This window comes from Streptomyces sp. NPDC087215, assembly GCF_044744885.1.
Classification (GTDB): domain Bacteria; phylum Actinomycetota; class Actinomycetes; order Streptomycetales; family Streptomycetaceae; genus Streptomyces.
On the sequence record NZ_JBIUZD010000018.1, the window covers coordinates 92,709 to 110,051 of the forward strand.

The 17,343-nt window shown below is 74.2% G+C and carries 11 protein-coding genes; 5 read left to right on the forward strand and 6 right to left on the reverse strand.

Annotation, left to right across the window (positions count from 1 at the left end):
• Window positions 1-8 precede the first annotated feature (8 nt).
• The gene (locus ACIO92_RS30795; RefSeq protein WP_366444614.1) at window positions 9-1,418 is read left to right on the forward strand and encodes a GH1 family beta-glucosidase; all 1,410 of its coding nucleotides are present in this window, start codon (window positions 9-11) and stop codon (window positions 1,416-1,418) included.
• 139 nt (window positions 1,419-1,557) lie between these two features.
• Here the strand turns inward: ACIO92_RS30795 and ACIO92_RS30800 are convergent, their stop codons facing one another.
• The 3 genes from ACIO92_RS30800 to ACIO92_RS30810 all read right to left on the reverse strand — a co-directional run bounded on the left by ACIO92_RS30800 (window position 1,558) and on the right by ACIO92_RS30810 (window position 5,550).
• Window positions 1,558-2,922: a carbohydrate-binding protein gene (locus ACIO92_RS30800; protein WP_366444615.1), complete on the reverse strand. Its 1,365-nt coding sequence runs from the start codon at window positions 2,920-2,922 to the stop codon at window positions 1,558-1,560.
• A gap of 108 nt (window positions 2,923-3,030) precedes the next feature.
• On the reverse strand, window positions 3,031-4,017 hold the full coding sequence (locus tag ACIO92_RS30805; RefSeq protein WP_366444616.1) for a LysR family transcriptional regulator: 987 nt from the start codon (window positions 4,015-4,017) through the stop codon (window positions 3,031-3,033).
• 96 nt (window positions 4,018-4,113) lie between these two features.
• Entirely contained in the window at window positions 4,114-5,550 is a 1,437-nt protein-coding gene (locus ACIO92_RS30810) for a chondroitinase-B domain-containing protein (protein WP_401241985.1), read from the reverse strand.
• Window positions 5,551-6,319: 769 nt separating this feature from the next.
• Between ACIO92_RS30810 and ACIO92_RS30815 the strand changes: the two genes are divergently transcribed.
• Window positions 6,320-7,684 (forward strand): hypothetical protein, encoded by a 1,365-nt coding sequence (locus ACIO92_RS30815; protein ID WP_401241982.1) that lies wholly within the window; start codon window positions 6,320-6,322, stop codon window positions 7,682-7,684.
• A gap of 132 nt (window positions 7,685-7,816) precedes the next feature.
• On the opposite strand, the gene ACIO92_RS30820 is transcribed toward ACIO92_RS30815, so the two are convergent.
• Together ACIO92_RS30820 and ACIO92_RS30825 are read right to left on the reverse strand one after the other, a co-directional pair.
• Window positions 7,817-8,566: a DUF4232 domain-containing protein gene (locus ACIO92_RS30820; RefSeq protein ID WP_402060314.1), complete on the reverse strand. Its 750-nt coding sequence runs from the start codon at window positions 8,564-8,566 to the stop codon at window positions 7,817-7,819.
• Window positions 8,567-8,883: 317 nt separating this feature from the next.
• A complete protein-coding gene (locus tag ACIO92_RS30825) occupies window positions 8,884-9,264 on the reverse strand; it encodes a nuclear transport factor 2 family protein (protein WP_366444620.1) in 381 nt (126 codons plus the stop codon).
• 203 nt (window positions 9,265-9,467) lie between these two features.
• On the opposite strand from ACIO92_RS30825, the gene ACIO92_RS30830 reads away from it, so the two are divergent.
• Entirely contained in the window at window positions 9,468-12,779 is a 3,312-nt protein-coding gene (locus ACIO92_RS30830) for an AfsR/SARP family transcriptional regulator (protein WP_402280717.1), read from the forward strand.
• Window positions 12,780-13,130: 351 nt separating this feature from the next.
• On the opposite strand, the gene ACIO92_RS30835 is transcribed toward ACIO92_RS30830, so the two are convergent.
• On the reverse strand, window positions 13,131-13,337 hold the full coding sequence (locus ACIO92_RS30835) for a hypothetical protein (RefSeq protein WP_366444622.1): 207 nt from the start codon (window positions 13,335-13,337) through the stop codon (window positions 13,131-13,133).
• A 457-nt stretch (window positions 13,338-13,794) separates the two neighbouring features.
• Between ACIO92_RS30835 and ACIO92_RS30840 the strand changes: the two genes are divergently transcribed.
• The gene (locus ACIO92_RS30840) at window positions 13,795-15,264 is read left to right on the forward strand and encodes a helix-turn-helix domain-containing protein (protein WP_402280715.1); all 1,470 of its coding nucleotides are present in this window, start codon (window positions 13,795-13,797) and stop codon (window positions 15,262-15,264) included.
• 132 nt (window positions 15,265-15,396) lie between these two features.
• Window positions 15,397-17,343 (forward strand): condensation domain-containing protein (locus ACIO92_RS30845; RefSeq protein WP_402596807.1); only part of this gene is annotated, 1,947 nt, incomplete at its 3' end.

Here is a 17,343-nt window from a genome sequence, read left to right on the forward strand (position 1 = left end):
TCCCTCTCATGACCGCGCTCGACGCCCGTACCGACCGCACGACCGTCCTCCGTTTCCCCGCGGGTTTCCGCTGGGGCACCGCCACCGCCGCCTACCAGATCGAGGGCGCCGCCGCCGAGGACGGCCGGACGCCGTCCATCTGGGACACCTTCAGCCGGACGCCCGGGAAGGTCCGCAACGGCGACACCGGTGACATCGCCGCCGACCACTACCACCGGGTCGACGAGGACGTGGCCCTGATGCGACGGCTCGGGGTGACCGACTACCGCTTCTCGGTCGCCTGGCCCCGGGTGCAGCCGACCGGGCGCGGTCCCGCCGTGCGCAAGGGCCTGGACTTCTACCGGCGGCTCGCCGACCGGCTCGTCGACGCGGGCATCAGGCCGGTGGCGACCCTCTACCACTGGGACCTGCCGCAGGAGTTGGAGGACGCCGGGGGCTGGCCCGAGCGGGAGACGGCGTACCGGTTCGCCGAATACGCGGGCATCATGGCGGACGCGCTGGGTGACCGGGTGGCGACCTGGACGACGCTCAACGAGCCCTGGTGCGCGGCTTTCCTCGGCTACGGCAACGGGGTGCACGCCCCCGGTCGCACCAGTGACGTCGCCGCGCTGCGGGCGGCCCATCACCTCAATCTGGCGCACGGGCTGGGCGCGCGGGCGCTGCGCGGTGCGCTGCCCGGTTCGGCGGAGGTGTCGCTGACGCTCAACCTGCACGCGGTGCGGGCCGGTTCGCGGGCGGCCGAGGACGTGGACGCGGCGCGCCGGATCGACGCGGTCGGCAACCGGATCTTCCTGGACCCGGTGTTCCACGGGCGGCTCCCGGAGGACCTGGTCCGGGACACGGCCGCGGTGACCGACTGGTCGTTCGTACGGGACGGGGACCTGGCGACGGTGGCGGCGCCGATCGACTCGCTCGGCATCAACTACTACTCCCCGTCCGTGGTGGCGGCGGGTTCCTCGGAGTCGCCCTCGCCGTGGGCGGGGGCGGAGCGGCACGTCCGGTTCGAGCCGGTGCCGGGTCCGCGTACCGCCATGGACTGGCCGGTGGACGCGGACGGGCTGTACGAGCTGCTCGTCCGGCTGCGGGACGAACTGCCGGGCGTCCCGCTGGTGATCACCGAGAACGGCGCGGCGTACGACGACTACGCCGATCCGTCGGGCCGGGTGAAGGACCCGGAGCGGGTGGCGTATCTGCGCGCGCATCTGGCGGCGGTGCACCGGGCCCTCGCGGACGGCGCGGACGTCCGGGGCTACTTCCTGTGGTCGCTCCTCGACAACTTCGAGTGGGCGTACGGCTACAGCAAGCGGTTCGGCATCGTGCACGTGGACTTCGCGAGCCAGCGCCGCACCCTCAAGGACAGCGCCCGCTGGTACGCGGAGGTCATCGCGCGCGGCGGCCTGGCGGACGGCCCGGCCTGAGACGGCCGGTCCGTGCGGGAAGGGGCCGGTCCCAGTGGGAGGGGGCCGGTCCGTGCGGGAAGGGATCGGTCCGTGCGGGAGGGGGCGCCGCGGTACCCCCCTCGGGCCCGCGGCGCCCCCGGTCATCGGACGGTCCGTGTCACAGGCGCTGCCACAGGGCCGGGACGTTCGACGGTTCCCAGCCGGTCTGGGCCTGGTGGGCCTGGAGGCAGCGGTAGCTCGCGCCGCCGTGGGTGACCACGTCACCGGCCGCGTACACCTTGCCCGCCGACCAGGTGCCGCCGGGCTCCGGCTCGCCGGGCCCGGGGCCGGGGCCGGTCCCCGAGGTCTTCAGGGTCAGGCCGTAGTTCTGCAGCAGCGGGTTCAGCGGCTGGAAGAAGGTGGTGCCGCCGCTGGAGCAGTTGCCCGAGCCGCCCGAGGTGACGCCCTGGGCCTGGCTGCCGGAGATGTACGAGCCGCCGGAGTCGCCCGGTTCGGCGCAGACCGTCGTACGGGTCACCCCGGAGATGGTCCCCTCCGGGTAGGTGACGCTGGTGTTGTGCTGCTGGATCGTCCCGCAGTGCCAGCCGGTGGTGGAGCCCGAGCGGCACACGGAGGAGCCGACGGCCCCCAGGACCGAGCCGGTGACCTGGACGCCGGCGCCGCCGGAGCCCTTGACGTAGGGGGTGGCGGTCCAGTTGGCGTTGGCTGCGACCCAGGCCATGTCGTTGCCGGGGAAGACCGAGCCCTGGAAGCTGCCCTGGGCGACCTGGTTGAAGCCGCTGGTGGTGGTGCCCGCCCGGCCGCAGTGTCCGGCGGTGGCGAAGCCCTGGGTGGTGCCCCGGGTGACGGCGAAGCCGACGGAGCAGCGTCCGCCGCCGCCCATGTAGTACGCGTCGCCGCCCCGGATGTCGTACAGCGGGCGCGGTGCCTCCGCCGTGCGGACGACCCGGACGAGCGCGCCCGGGACGCCGGTGGCGCCGACCAGTCGCGCTCCGGCCCCGGCCCGTGCCTCCTCGACGACCAGGACGTTGGCGCGGACGTCGACGTAGCGGACGGGCGCGTCGGCGGTGGCGGACCGGTCGAGGGCCTCCTTGGCGCGTTCCAGGGCGGCGAGTCCGTACGGGACGAGCCGGGGGGTCGCCCCGGTGGCGCGTATCGCGGCGGTGTCGGCGGCCCGGGTGGTGGCCACGGTCAGCCGGCCGGCGTCGGCTCCGTCGAGCCAGGCGCCCGCGAAGGAGCCGCCGAGGTCCTGGCGGAGCCGGGCGGCGGTCGCCCCGGCCCCGGCCTCGTTGACCAGCCGGGCGCGGGCCTGGGCGCGGGTCAGGCCCAGGTCGCGCTCCATGGCCCGGAGCACCTCGGGGCGGGTGGCGTCGACGCCGAGCGCGCCCGCCGCGGATCGCACGGCCGGGTGGGGGGCCTGGTCGTGGGGGGCCGCGGTGGCGGTGCCGGACTGGAGTCCGGCCAGCGCCATTCCGGCGGCGGCCAGGGCGGTACACGCCGTGCGGGCGTGTCGTCGGAGCATGGGGGTCTCCTCGGTACGGCGTTCCCGGTTCCGGTCTCCCGGTCCCGGTGGGGATGCTCGAACCGTAGGGACCCCGGCGGGGCCGCGGGAGTCACCGGTCGGCCCCTGTCATCGCGTTATGCCCGTACGGGGTTCGGGGGCGGGCCCCTCCCCGTTCACCAGGAGCTGCCCTTCCGGGGCGGTGGCGCGTCCGGAACTGGCCGCGAGGGCTTCCGCGTGGGCCGCCCTGGTGTGTCCCAGGACGGTGGCGGCGCGGCTCGCGGCGCGGCCCTCGGGATGCCAGCCGAGGAGGTGGCGCCAGAGCAGCGGGGCACCGGCCAGGGCCCGGGTGACGATGCCGGGGGTGGCGGGGAAGGTAGCCCGGCACAGTCCGACGGCCCGGCCCACCCGGACCAGGTGCACGCAGGAGGCGGTGTCCGTCTCGTAGACGCAGGCGGGGGTGAACCCGGCGCGTACGCAGGCGGCGGCGAAACAGTCGCCGAAGCAGCCGTCGCCGGGGACGTCGGTCCAGGCCTCCGCCGCCAGTTCGGCGAGGTGGATCTCGGTGCGGGGCGCCAGGGGATGGTCGGCGGCGAGCATCACGTACACCGGGTCGCGGGCGACCTCGGTCCAGGCGAGCCGTCCGGCCTCGGGCGGGCCGCTCTCGCCGCAGACCCCGACCAGCGCGAAGTCCAGCCGTCCGGAGGCCACCCCGCCGGCGATCTCGCGCTCGGACCAGGAGGTGTGCGTGGAGACGAGGGCGCCCGGGTCGGTGCGGGCGATCCGGTCGACCAGGCCGCCGAGCAGCGGTCCGTGGGTGCCGCCCAACCGGTACCCTTCGGCGCCCTGCCGGGCGAACCGGACGGCCTCCTCCTGGAGTTCACAGACGGCGGGCAGGACGACCCGGGCCCGTTCGAGGACGAGATCACCGAGGGCGGTGGGCCGGACTCCCTCCCGGCCGCGCTCGAACAGGGCGCCGCCGAGGGCCCGTTCGATCCGTTTGAGCTGGGCACTGAGGGCGGGCTGGGCGAGTCCGAGGAGCGTGGCGGCGCGGGTGAGACTCCCGGCGTCCGCGATGGCCCGGATCGTCTTGAGGTGCCTCAGTTCCAAATCCATGTAAAGAGCTTGACGCCCAGGGCCCTGGCGGTCCATACCAAGGCCGGAACGGGCGGCCCGCCCGCCGGAGCGACCGGCGGGCGGACCGCCCCCGGATCAGGCGGCGTCGGGGCCGACGTCGGCCGGGGTGAGCGGGCGGCGGAGCGGGGTCGCGGTGGAGTACTCGTCGGCGCCGATGTCCCGTGCGGCGCCCCGCTGGTCTCCGTCGATGTCCTCGGGCACGGCGGTGCCGGTCAGGGTGGCGGCGCCGATCGCCGGGCTGTTCGAGGCGAGACGGTGGACGCCGTCCGTCGAGGCGGTCAGGCGCGGGTCGACCCGGGTGAACCCGCCGGTGGGGATGTTGCCGTTCGCGGCGGCGCCCCACAGGATGTTGCTCTGCCAGACGAAGCCGGTGGTCGCTCCCATGGCGACGAGGCTGCCGGTGTCGCCGACGATGAGGTTGTCGGCGACGGTCACATCACGGGGTTCATGGGTCCGGCTCTCGCCCGAGAGTGAACTCACGTTGTTGCGCAGGGTGTTGTGCACGATGACCGCCCGGTCGACGGCGTCGTTGCCGCGCCGCTGCTCGGTGGTCTCACCCGCCGTGTGGTCACGGGTGCTGCCGCTGCCCACGACGAGGGCCCGGCCGGACAGGTCGGCGAGGTAGTTGTTGACGATCAGATGGTCGTTGCCGTAGACGCGGATGCCTTCCTCACCCCCCAGCAGGTGGTTGCCGTCGACGGTGGTGCCGTTGCCGTGGCGGAGCACGATGCCGCCCTTGCTGTCACGGATCGTGTTGTGGCGGACGGTGTTGCCGGAGGATTTGACCGAGATCGCCTCGGGGTCGCCGTCGCACCGCTCGAAGAGGTTGAACTCCACCTTCGCGTCGGCGTGGGACAGGGCGCGGCTGCTCACCCCGAGCCGGATCGGCTCGCCGCCGTTGGCACCGGTGAAGGTGTGGTCGGAGAAGTGGTTGCGCATGATCTGGGTGCGCTGGGCGATGGCCGTCGAGCCGGGGCCGTCGACGACGACGAAGATGCCCTCGGTGCTCTTGTCGTGGAAGTGGTTGCGGTCGATCTTGGCGTCGTCGCCCCGCACCACCAGCCAGTCGACCGGGGTGGTCTCCGCGAACTGGAAGTCGTTGCGGGTGAGCCGGATGCCCTTGCTGTCCACGGGGATGGCGAGCGTTCCGCTCTGGCGCAGGGCGAAGCCGCTCACGGTGACGTACTGGGAGTTCTCGAAGACGAAGCTGCGCTCGCCGCGCAGGACGACACCGCCCCGGGACTGGGCGACGATCGTGATGGGAGCGCCGCTGGTGCCGTTGCGGCCGGTGACGCGGATGGAGCCGCCGGAGGGAACGGTGTACGTGCCGTCGGCCACGACGATCCGGTCACCGGCGACCGCGCTGTCGATGGCGCTCTGGAGGGCGCTGAGGGAGGTGACCGGATCGGCCGGCACGGCGGCGGACGCGCCACCGGCCAGGAGCGTGTCGAGCGGGACGGCGGTGACCGCCGCGCCGAGCAGGGAACCCTTGAGGAACGTCCGTCGCTTCATGCTGCCTCCTGGAGGGGGATGGGCGGTGCATGGATGCCGGGCGGGGCCCCGGCGGGGAGCCCCGGAGCGTCCCGGGTCGAACGGGTGGATCCGGGGCGCGCCCCCACGGCACGCCCCGGATCCGGTCGGTGCGGACGGCGGCGTGGGGCCGTCCGTCCGGTGCTGCCGGCGCCGGTGACTTCCGGTCCCCCGTCCGTTCCGTGTCCTTCCTTGGGGGAGGAACGACCACGGGCGTCCGGTGAACGGCGGGAACCGGACACCAGGTCGAACGGCGGGAACCGGCCACCGGGCCGGGCACAGGGGCTCAGTGTGCTCCCCTCCGCTCACGTCTCACTTACGTTCCACTAACGCGGTGTCCCAGCGCGACCGATCGGGTGAGCGCCGACGGTTCGGCCGTTCACATGCGTGTTCGTACGGACCGGGCCGCTCGGCGGCCGCTCCCCGGGGCTTCCGCTCCGGCGTCCCGATACGTCCCCTCCGGGTCCGTGTCGGGGAGTGTTCCTCGGCCATGGACAGTGGGCGGGGGCCCTGGCCGATCGTTCTGTTCCGGCCTCCGCGCCCGGTCTCCTTCTCCACGCTCCCCCGCCCTGGTGCCGGGGGCGCGGTGGGCGTGTGTGCCGGGAGGGCGGTGGGGGCGTGCGGTGGGTGAGCGTCCCGGGACGGCGATGGGCGGGCGTCCCTCAGGGCCCGGCCCGGACTCCGGTAAGGTGCTCGACCTCCGTACACGTACCCGATCACTCCAGTCACTCCAGTGAGGCGAACGACGTACATGAGCAAGCTGAGCCGCATCTACGTGGACACCTGCCTGCGCCCGGACAGCGGGCTCGCCGACGCCGTGGCCCGCGCCACGCTCCCCCCGGCCTTCGACGCGGCCTGGCGGACCCATCTGCTCCCCCGCCCCTGGTTCGTGAGCGCCCCGCAGACGGCGGCCTTCGCGCGTGATCTGGACGGTCTCTTCGACCTCCTGGTGTCACTGCCCGCCCGTCTGTTCGACGGCGATCTCGACCGGTACGCGGCCGAGGTCGGCATCGGGCCCGAGGTCGCCGCTCTGCTCCGCCGGGCCGGGTCGGGCGTGCCCGCGAAGCTGGGCCGCGCCGACGCCTACCACGACGGGACGTCGTTCAAGCTCCTGGAGTTCAACATCGGCAGCGAGGCCGCGGGGCTCGACATGGCCGTGTTCAACCGGGGGATGCTCGGCGTCCCCGAGTTCGCCGCCTTCGCCGACGAGCACGGGCTCGACCACGTCGACATCGCGGCGCGCACGGCCGCCGTGCTGCGCGACCGGGCCCGCCCCGCCGTCTCGGGCGGTGCGGAGCCGGTGATCGGGCTGATCGAGGGGCGCGGCGGTGCCGCCGCGTACGGAAGGATCATGCGGGCCACGGTGGAGGCGATGGCCGAGCAGGGGCTCGACCTGCGGATCGGCGAGATCGGTGACGTACGGGCCCGGCCCGACGGCAAGCTCACCCTGGACGGCACTCCGCTCGACCTGGTGCTGCGGAACTTCGCCGCGAGCCAGCTGCTCGACGACCCGGCGGGCCCGGCGGCGGCGGAACCGTTCTTCCGGGCCCACGAGTCGGGCCGTACGGTCCTCTTCACCACCCTGGAGAGCGGCTACTACGCGCACAAGAGCGCGCTGGCCCTGCTCACCGACCCCCGCTGGAGCGGTGCCTTCGACACGGACGAGCGGACCCTGGTGGACCGGGTCCTGCCGTGGAGCCGGACGCTGAGCGCGCCGCGCGGGTCCGGGGCGGGCTCCCGCGCCGCCTCGCGCGAACTGCTCGACCTCTGCCGGGAGCGGCGGGAGCGGCTGATCCTCAAGCCCGGCGGCGGGTACGGCGGTTTCGGCACCCATGTCGGCTGGGAGCTCACCGACGCCGAGTGGGCCGAGGCGCTGCGCGGGGCCGCCGAGCGGGGCGGTCATGTGGTGCAGGAGCGCGTGGTGCCGTGTCCTGAACCGGTGTACGACCCTGGGACCGGAGCCGTGGAGGACTGGATCGCGGTCATCGGCGCCTTCCTCACGGACGACGGGTACGCGGGCGCGCACGCGCGGGTCAACCGGGTGGACGGGGGCGCGATCGTGGGGCTGAGCAGCAATCCGGGCACCCGGATGGTGGGGGTGTTCTCCCACCCCTGAGCGGTCGTCGGGGGCGCGACGTGAGGCCCCGGCGACCGCTCGGGGGGGGCGTCGGGAGGGGCGCGATGCGAGGCCTCCGACCGGGGCGGGCCGCCCTCAGGGGCCGTCCGTCCGTGTCCCGTCCGCCTGTCATCAGCTCCGGGCGTCCGCCTTCCAGGGGCCGACGGCGAGCCGCCCGGTGGTGCCGAGGTCGAGTTCGGGGATCACCGTCACGGGGGCCGCGCCGGATTTCGCCCACACGCGCGCGTAGGGGGCGTTCACCGGGGCACCCGCTCCCGCCTCGACGGTGTTGCGCCAGACCAGGGCGGACCGGGCGCGCCCGCCGGGTCGCAGGACCAGCGGCTCCGGGGGCCCTTCGGCGCCGGTGCCCCCGGCGACGGCGTCGCCGCCCCGCAGCAGGGTCACGTCCTCGACGCGGTCGTGGTCCTCGTCGTGGATCTCGACCCGGGGGTAACCGTGCAGCGGGTAGGGACGGGTGCCGCAGTTCTCCAGGTGGAGTCCCACGACCCGCAGTCCCATGGCGGCGTCGCCCTCGTCCGCGTACACCCGCACTCCCGAGCGCGGGCAGGGACCGCTCCGTGACGGGGACTCCGCGGTGGGGAAGCTCCGGACCCTGAGGAGCCGGACCCGGGTGCCTCCCGTGGCATCCGGAGGCAGGCCGTCCGCGGTGACGGTCCGTCGTGCGGTGCGGCCGGGGGCGACCCGTACGGTGTCCTCCACCTCGGTGAGGACCCGGCCCGTCTCCGAGAGGAAGGCGAGCGTGACGGCATAGGTGAGGTCCCGGGCCGGTTCACCGGCGGCCTCGTACACGGCGCAGGGCCGTCCTGCGCGGCCCGTGCCGAGGACGGTGACACCGCCCCCGGCGGCGGGAGCCGACGCCACGGGATCCGGACCGGCGGTCGGGCCCGCCCCGCCAGAAACGCCCGACGTACCGGCATCGTCCGACGTACCGGCATCGTCCGACGTACCGGCACCGTCCGACGTACCGGCACCGTCCGAGGCGCCCGGGGTGACGGACCCCGGTCCGCACACCGGTGACGTGGAGGACCCGGCTCCGGCACCCGGGACCCCGGTCCCGCAGCCGCCGAGCAGCAGGACCCCGGCGACGGCGCAGGGAAGGGACAGCGGGAGGCGGATCAGGGCGGCGGCACACATGGGCCGAGTCGATCCGGACCGCCCCGACAGAGGATGAGGGGGTGTCATGGCGCCACATGGTAGTAGCGGCGACAGTCACGCAGCATGGCCTCCGGCGACAGGGTGAACACATCGACGAAGGGCAGTTCACCGGCCCGGCCCATCACCACCACGCTGTCCCCCTCGGCCACGATCCGGTCCAGCGTGTGCCGGGCGGGCGGGACCAGCCCCTCGCGGTGGATACGGAGGACCTCGGCGCGGCCGTGCCCCGGGGGCGCGTCGGGACGGCACAGTTCCACGTCCTCGTGGAGGAGCGAGCCGAAGCCGTCCACGTCGCCGTCGTCGAGGTACAGGTAGGAGAGCCTCACATGATCCACTCCGGCCGCCGTGACCATCCCGCCCACCACGTGCCCCCTGCCCCGTCCACTGTCTTCGTCGCTGCTCACCGGCCGTGTCCTTTCGTGCGTTCGCGGACACTCTCCTCCGCCCGTGCAACCCGGAACTATCGCTGGGCTATCACCGGACGGGACCCCCGCGCTCCACACGAAAACTCCACGCCATGGACAAATGCCGTTCCGTTCGAGGAGACTGACCCGGCACCCTCTGCGATCATCCCTCTCCGAGTGCCGGACCCCGACCCGGGAGACGTATGCCCGACTCCGTCAGCGGGGTACGCCCCGCTTCTGAAGGCCCGGCCTTCCGCATCCTGGGCCCCTTACAGGTCACCGGTCCGCAAGGGCGGGTCCGGGTGCCGCCCGGTCGTCAGGAAGTCATCCTCGCCGCGCTGCTGCTCGAAGCGAACCGGGTGGTCAGTACGGACTATCTCGTCGATCTGATCTGGGACGACGAGCCGCCGGACACCGCCCGCACCCAGGTGCAGATCTGTGTGTCCCGGCTGCGGAAGCTGTTCGCGGGAGCGGGGCTCGACGCCGCCATCACCACCAGGCCGCCGGGGTACGTCCTGATGACCGACGGCGAGAGCGTGGACGCGGCCCGCTTCTCCCGGCAGGTCGGTGAGGCCCGTGCGCTGCTCAGGTCCGGCAGTCCGGCGGAGGCGGTCGAACGGCTCCGGGCCGCCGAGGCCCTGTGGCAGGGCGCCGGTCTCGACGGGGTCACCTGCGACACGCTGCGCAGCAAGGCGCTCCAGCTGGACGAGGAACGGCTGACGGCCGTCGAGACCCGCATCCAGCTGGAGCTGGATCTCGGGCGGCATCACCAGCTGGTCGGTGAGATACAGCTGCTGGTCCGTGAGCACGCGCTGCGCGAGCGGCTGCGCGGGCACCTGATGCTGGCCCTGTACCGGTCGGGCAGGCAGGCCGAGGCGCTGGAGGCGTACCGGATCGGCCGGGAACTCCTGGTGGAGGAGCTGGGCCTGGAGCCCGGCGAGGAACTGCGTTCCCTGGAGGGGGCGATCCTCTCCGGCGATCCGTCACTGCGGGCCGTCGCCGACGACCGGATCGGCCCCGGTGTCCGCGGGTCGGCGCACGGCGGGGGCCGCGGACCCGAGCACGTGCCGGGCTGGGGAGCGGGCGGTGAAGGCGGCCGGGAGGACGAGGGCGGTGCGGTCGGCGCGGGACGGTCCGGCGGCGGCTGGGGAGACAGCCGTACGAGACCGGGCCCGGGGTCCGGTCCCGGGCCGGGGTCCTTCTCCGGCGCGGCGGCGGGCTCCGGGGCGTTCGACGGTACGTCCCCGGGCGGGGCGCTCGCGGTCGGCGGGCCGGTCCGTACGGGACCGGCCCGGAGTGCGGGACCGTCCGGGGGGACGGCCGTCGTCGGGGCGTCGACGGCCGTCCTGCCCCGCACGGTCGCGGGTACCGGCGGCGCGGGCGAGGAGATACCCCGTCAGCTCCAGGCCGATACTGCCGACTTCGTCGGTGACGAGGAGCAGATGGCGGCGATCGAGCACGCCCTCATCGGGGACGGGCAGCGGCGGGCGGTGGGGGTGGCCGTGATCGTCGGCAAGCCCGGCACCGGCAAGTCGACCCTCGCCACGCACATCGCGCACCGCATCGGGGAGAATCGTTTCCCCGATGGTCAGCTCTACTGTGACCTGCGCGGAACCACGGCCGCTCCGGCCACCGCGTCGGAGGTCCTGGGCCGGTTCCTGCGGGCCCTCGGCATCCCCGGGCCCGTGATCCCCGAGTCGCTGGACGAGCGCGCCGAGATGTACCGGACGCTGCTCGCCAACCGGCGGGTGCTCGTGGTCCTGGACGACGCCGCCTCGGAGAGCCAGGTCCGGCCGCTGCTGCCGGGCACCCGCAGTTGCGCGGTCCTGGTGACCAGCCGGCTGCGGATCACCGGGCTGCCCGGCGCGTACCGCGTCGAGCTGGACGTCCTCGACACCGAGCGCGCCCTGGAGCTCCTGGTCCGGGTCATCGGGCCCGAGCGGGTGACCCGGGAGTCGGTGGCGGCGGAGGCGCTGATCAGGACCGTGGGCGGGCTGCCGCTCGCGCTGCGGATCGTGGCCGCCCGCCTGGCGGCCCGCCCGCACTGGACACTGGCCTCGATGGTCCACCGGCTCGCCAACGAGCGGCACCGGCTGGACGAGCTGACCCACGGCGAGATGACCATGCGGGCCAGTCTGTCGCTCACCCACGACGGTCTGGGCGCGGCGGACCGGCAACTGCTGCGGATGCTGAGCCTGGCGCAGGGGCCGACCCTGCCGGGCTGGCTGGCCGGCGCGCTCCTCGACGACGACCGGCCCTTCCCCTCCGACCTGCTCGAACCGCTGGTCGACGTGCAGATGCTGGACGTGGTGGGCGTGGAGTCCACCGGCGGGTTCCGCTACCGCTTCCACGAGATCATCCGGGTCTTCGCGCGCGAGCAGCTCGCCGCCCATGACGAGCCGCACACCCAGGCGTCGGCGCTCGGCCGCATGATGGGCGGCTGGATGGCCCTGGCCGAGCAGGCGCACCGGCGGATCTACGGCGGGGACTTCACCGTCCTGCACGGGCGGGCGCCGCGCTGGCAGCCGCCCGCCACGGTCGTGGACGAACTCCTCGTCGATCCGCTGGAGTGGCTGGACAGCGAGCAGGCCAATCTGTGCCAGGCGGTGGAGCACGCCGCCCGGGAGCAGATGGACGAGCTGTGCTGGGACCTGACGACGACGCTCGTCACCCTCTTCGAGGTGCGCGGTCACCACGACCTGTGGGAGCAGACCCATCACCAGGCGCTCGGGGCGGTCCGGATCGCGGGCAACACCCGTGGCACGGCGGCGCTGTTGAGCTCGCTGGGCTCGTTGCAGCTCAGCCGCAGCCAGCACGAGGAGGCACGGCGGACGCTCGGTACGGCACTGGGCATGTTCGTGGAGCTGGACGACGCGCACGGGCGGGCCATGTGCCGTCGTGACCTCGCGCTCCTCGACCGTCTCTGCGGGGCGGACGACCGGGCCCTTGAGCTGTACGCCCTGGCGCTGGCCGACTTCGACCGGGCGCAGGACCCGGTGGGGCGGGCGAACGTCCTCACCCACAGCGCGCACATCTGGATGCGTCGGAACCAGGACACCACCGCCCAGTCGCAGTTGGACGAGGCGCTGGGCATCTACCGTTCGGTGGGCTACACGGGCGGGCAGGCGCGGACCCTGCGCCGGGTGGGGCAACTGCTGTACGGGCGGGGCGAGCACGAGCGGGCGGTACGGACGTTCAACGAGGTGCTCGAACTCTGCCGCGACCGGGGCGATGTGATCGGCGAGGGGCATCTGCTGCGGGACCTGGGCCAGGCGCACTCCGCCATGGGCCTCGACGGTCTCGCGCGGGGCTTCTACGACCGGTCCCTGACGGTCCGTGAGCAGATCATGGACCAGGGGGGTTCGGCGCTGGTGCGGCTCGACCTGGCACGGCTGCTGGCCCGGTCGGGCGAGCTGGACCGGTCGAGGAGCCTTCTGGAGAGCGCCGCCCAGACCTTCCGGGACCGGAACATGGCCCCGGAACTGCGGGAGGCGGAGCTGCTGCTCGGCCGATGAGCCGGGCGGCGGCCACCCGGCGACAGCGGGGAATCCCGCTCGGGTCGGCGGGGCGTACGGCGTCCCGGTCGTGTGGCTCGTAGGAGGACGGGGCTCGGGCGTCGGGGCGGGGACCCGTATCCCGGAGGGGAACCTCGTCCCGGAGGGGAGCCGTCTTCCGGCTGTCGCCGCCCGGGGCCAGGAGCCGGGTCCGGGGCGTACGTCCTCGGGAGCCGCGTTCTGATGCCGTGCCCGGGGCCTGTCTCCGGGCCGTCGTCGTTCCGGGGGCCGCGGGCCGGGATTCTCCCCGGCCGTCGTCCACGGGGTGTCGCCGCGAGGGGGCGGGTGGGGTGGCGGCCTTCGGCCGTCCGGTCAGTCCCAGGGGTCGTTGTTCGTCGCGGTGGGGGTCGGGGTCGGCGCGGGGACGGCGGCACCGTCGGCGGGGCCGGCGGGGGCGGCCTGGGTGGTCCCCGTGGGGGCCGGGACGTCGTCGGCGTACGCCGCCTGGGCTCCGAGGACGGCCGCACCGGCGAGGGCGGCGGTGAGGAGGGCGGTGCGGAAGGCCTTGGCGAGGCTCATCTGAGGGGTCCCTTCGGTTGTCGGTGCGGTGGCCGTGCGGTGCGTTCCGTGTGCGCTGCGTTCCGTGCCGTGCGCTGCGTCCGTTCTCCGCTTCGCGCCGTTCCGTTCCGTTTCCTGCTTCGTTTCCTGCTTCGTTCTCTGTGGGCACCACGTTAGGAAGTGCCGGAATCGTCCAACCGGCCCCGCCCCTATCCCCCCGTTATCACCGTGCCGACGGGCTCGGGGCCGTGATAGCGGCCCGTGGGGCGCCCGCTATCACGGACTGCCGCCGGGGCCGGTCGGCGGACCGGGGCAACGGCGCTGACCTGCGACGACGAGGTTCCCTTGGCCCGGTGATGTTCCGCGGATAGCGCGACTCGAACGATGGGAACAGGAACCGGACGGCGACCGCCCCACGCGGAGGGGAGCCGGACCGCACCTGCCAGGGGGTTCCCCACCACGACTCGCGGGAGCGCAGATGAGCATGACCGGCCCGTCCACCGCGGCAGCCGAAGGACCTTCCGGCCTCCGGGGGAGCGCCCGCCTCGGCGCCCTCATCAGGAGCCACCGGCTGCGGATCGGCCTCACCCAGCGGGAGCTGGCGGACCTGTCCACGATCAGCGTGCGGGCCATCCGTGACCTGGAGCAGGGCAAGGCCACCAGGCCACGCGCCGACACCGTACGGCTGATGGCCGACGCGCTCAGACTCGGCGCCCGTGCCCGGACGGCGCTGGAGGCGGCGGCGCATCAGGGGCGGTGCGTGACCGGTTCCGCCGGGGCCGTCCTGGACGCCGAGCAGCCCGCCCCGCCGACCGCGCTGCACGGGCTCACGGGTCGTGAGGCGGAGGCCGAGGCCATGGTGCGGGAGCTGTCCTCCGCGACGGAACGCCTGGTCAACGTGGTGGGGTTGAGCGGGGTGGGGAAGACCCGGCTGGCCCTGGAGGTGGCGGACCGGCTGTACGCGTCGGGGTTCCCGGTCCTCTGGTACGCGTTCCCCGGGGCGCCCCGGGACTATCTCGCGCCCGCCGGGTCCGGGCGGGCCGACCGGCTCGTCCGCATGGCCGTGGAGCACCTCTTCGCCCCGGTGGACGGCGCGCCGCGCGCCGCGGCGGCGGACGGCGGGCGCGCGGGCGAGTCGCTGCCGGAACTGATCGGCGACCGGGCCGTGCTGCTCGTCCTGGACGGGGCGCCGGAGAGCGCTCCCCGGTTCGAGCGGCTGACCGGGCTGATGCGGGAGTGCCCGGGGCTCCGGCTCCTGGTGACCTCGGAGCAGCCGTGGCAGGTTCCGGGTGAACGTCCCTTCCTGCTCGGCCCGTTGGAGGTGCCCGCCGCGCCGTCCGCCCGTCCGGGCGCGGACCTGGAGGCACTGTCCGCGCCTTCGGTGGGTCTGTTCCTCGACCATGTGCGGCGGGTGCGGCCGGAGTTCGTGCCCACGGGCGCCGATCTGACGGAGGTGGTACGGATCTGCCGGAGGCTCGACGGGCATCCGATGGCGCTGGGCGCGGCGGCCTCCTGGCTGGCGGTGTGCGATCTGGCGACGCTCCGCGCGAGCCTGGACGGTGATCCGGCGCCGCTGCTGGACCACCTCGCGGGAGGTGACGGCGGGGCGCGCTTCCGGGCGGCGCTGCACCGTGGGCTGGTGCGGCTCCCGCCCGCCCGGCGCGCGCTCCTCGCCACCCTGTGCGCGCGGGGCGAGGACGCGGGCGCGGACGGCGGGTTCGGACTGGACGAGATCGTGCGGCTGACCGGTCTGGGGCTGCCGGAGAGCGGACGCGCGGTGCGGGACCTGCTGATCAGCGGGGTGATAAGACCGAGCCAGGAGGCGGGCCGGTCCCGGTTCCGGGTGCTCCAGCTGGTCCGTGCCTTCCACCCCGGTGCGGACGCGACGGACGGGCGTGCGGCCGTCGAAGGTGCCGGGCCCGCCGCTCTGGCTGCCGCCGCGCACTGAGCTGCTGCCGGAGTGCCGGGGCAACTGCCGCCCGGGGCGGGCCCCCCGGGTTTGGATGACATCGGCCGGTTGGTGCGCGGAACGCCCCGGAGTCGGCCGGCCCGCACCCCGTCTCTCCCAAGGAGCTCGCTCATGGCGTCCGACGCTGGTACCGCCTCCGGTGCGGCAGCCCTGCGGCTGCCGTTGTCGGCAGCGCAGCACGACATCTGGATGGCCCACCACCTCGACCCCTCCGGTCGTCGCTACAACATCGGCGAGTACCAGGAGATCCGGGGCGGGGTGGACGAGGAGCTGTTCGCCGCCGCCTGGTACCAGCTGGTCACCGAGGCGGACGTGCTGCGCGTCCGCACCACCGGGTCCGACGAGGACGGTGTCTGGCAGGTCCTGGACGCGGAGCCGGGCGACCGGCGGATCGAGTCGGTGGACCTGAGCGGCACGGCGGACCCGGCGGTGGAGGGCCGCGCGTGGATCATGCGGTGCCTCGCCGCCCCGTACGACCTGACGGCGGGCCCGCTGACCCGGCACGCCCTGCTGCGGCTGGGCCCCGAGCACCACCTGTACGTGAAGTGCTATCACCACGTGCTGCTGGACGGGATGGCGTCGTCGATGCTGGACCAGCGGCTCGCGGAGCTGTACGGGCGGGCGCTCGCGGGCGAGCCGTGGGGTCCGACGCCGTTCGGGACGCTGCCGGAGCTGCTCGCGGAGGACGCGGCGCACCGGGCGTCGCCGGAGGCGGCGGCCGAGCGCGCCCACTGGGCGGAGCACCTGGCGGGGCTGCCGGAGACCCCCCGGATCGCCGAGGGCCGTACGGCCGAGGTGCCGGAGGAACTGACCGAGGGGCGGCCGTTCGTCCGCCGTTCCGCGGTGATCACGCCCGAGCGGGCCGACCGGCTGCGGGAGGTGGCGCGGGCCCACCGGACCCGCTGGCCGATCCTGATGGTGGCGCTGGTCGCCGCGTACGTGCACCGGATCAGCGGGCGCACGGAGCTGACGCTCGGGCTGCCGGTGACGGGCCGTACGTCGGAGCTGGCCCGCCGTACGCCGGGAATGGCGTCGAACGTGGTGCCGCTGCGGCTGGCGGTCGATCCCGGCGCCTCGCTCTCCGAGCTGGTGCGCGCGGTGGTGGCGGAGGCCAGGCACGGTCTGAAGCACCAGCGGACCCGGTACGAGGACATGTGCCGTGACCTGGGTCTGGGCGAGGGCGAGCGGCGGCTGACCGCGCCGCTGGTGAACCTGATGGCGTTCGCGCCGGAGCTGGACTTCGGCGGGCTGCCGACCCTGGCGCACAACCTGAGCAACGGGCCGGTGGAGGACCTGGCGATCGGGGTGTACGACCGGGGTCCCGAGGTGGGTCTGCGGGTCGACTTCGACGCGGCGCCGGAGGTGTGCGATCTGGCGGCCGTCGGGGACCACCAGGCGCGGTTCCTGCGGTTCGTGGACACGGCCCTGGCCCGGATGGACGCCACCGTGCGCGAGGTGGACCTGCTCGATCCGGCCGAGCGCCGACTGCTCCTCGACGAGCGCCGGGGCAGGGAGGTCGAGATCGGTAACGGGACGCTGGCGGAGCTGTTCGAGGAGCAGGTGAGGCTGCGTCCGGAGCATCCTGCGGTCGTCTTCGGCGAAGAGACCCTGAGCTACCGGGAGTTGAACGAGCGGGCGAACCGTCTCGCCCACCATCTGATCGACGCGGGACTGCGCCGGGGCGACCTCGCGGGCGTCCTGCTCGACCGGAGCAACACCTTCGCCGTCGCCGTCCTCGCCGTCGTCAAGACCGGAGCCGGATACGCCCTCCTGGACCCCGAGTTCCCCGACGAACGCCTGGCGAACACGGCGGCGGACGCCCGGATCGCGTCCCTGGTCACGGACGTCCGGCAGGCGGGGCGTCTGCCGGGACCGTGGCGGACGGTCCTGGTGGACCGGGAGGAAGCGGCGATAGCGGGCCGCTCCGCGGGGAACCCGGGGAAGACCGTCACCGGTGACGATGTCGCCTGCGTGATGTTCACCTCAGGATCCACCGGACGCCCCAAAGGCATCCTCTCCTCCCACCGCAACCTCGTCTCCACCCTCACCCAACAGACC

Excerpts from the sequence above, each read along its gene's own strand:
- ACIO92_RS30805 (WP_366444616.1), bottom strand. The coding sequence starts at position 4,017 with ATGGATTTGGAACTGAGGCACCTCAAGACGATCCGGGCCATCGCGGAC.
- ACIO92_RS30815 (WP_401241982.1), top strand. The coding sequence starts at position 6,320 with ATGAGCAAGCTGAGCCGCATCTACGTGGACACCTGCCTGCGCCCGGAC.
- ACIO92_RS30830 (WP_402280717.1), top strand. The coding sequence starts at position 9,468 with ATGCCCGACTCCGTCAGCGGGGTACGCCCCGCTTCTGAAGGCCCGGCC.
- ACIO92_RS30795 (WP_366444614.1), top strand. The coding sequence starts at position 9 with ATGACCGCGCTCGACGCCCGTACCGACCGCACGACCGTCCTCCGTTTC.
- ACIO92_RS30840 (WP_402280715.1), top strand. The coding sequence starts at position 13,795 with ATGAGCATGACCGGCCCGTCCACCGCGGCAGCCGAAGGACCTTCCGGC.
- ACIO92_RS30810 (WP_401241985.1), bottom strand. The coding sequence starts at position 5,550 with ATGAAGCGACGGACGTTCCTCAAGGGTTCCCTGCTCGGCGCGGCGGTC.
- ACIO92_RS30800 (WP_366444615.1), bottom strand. The coding sequence starts at position 2,922 with ATGCTCCGACGACACGCCCGCACGGCGTGTACCGCCCTGGCCGCCGCC.
- ACIO92_RS30835 (WP_366444622.1), bottom strand. The coding sequence starts at position 13,337 with ATGAGCCTCGCCAAGGCCTTCCGCACCGCCCTCCTCACCGCCGCCCTC.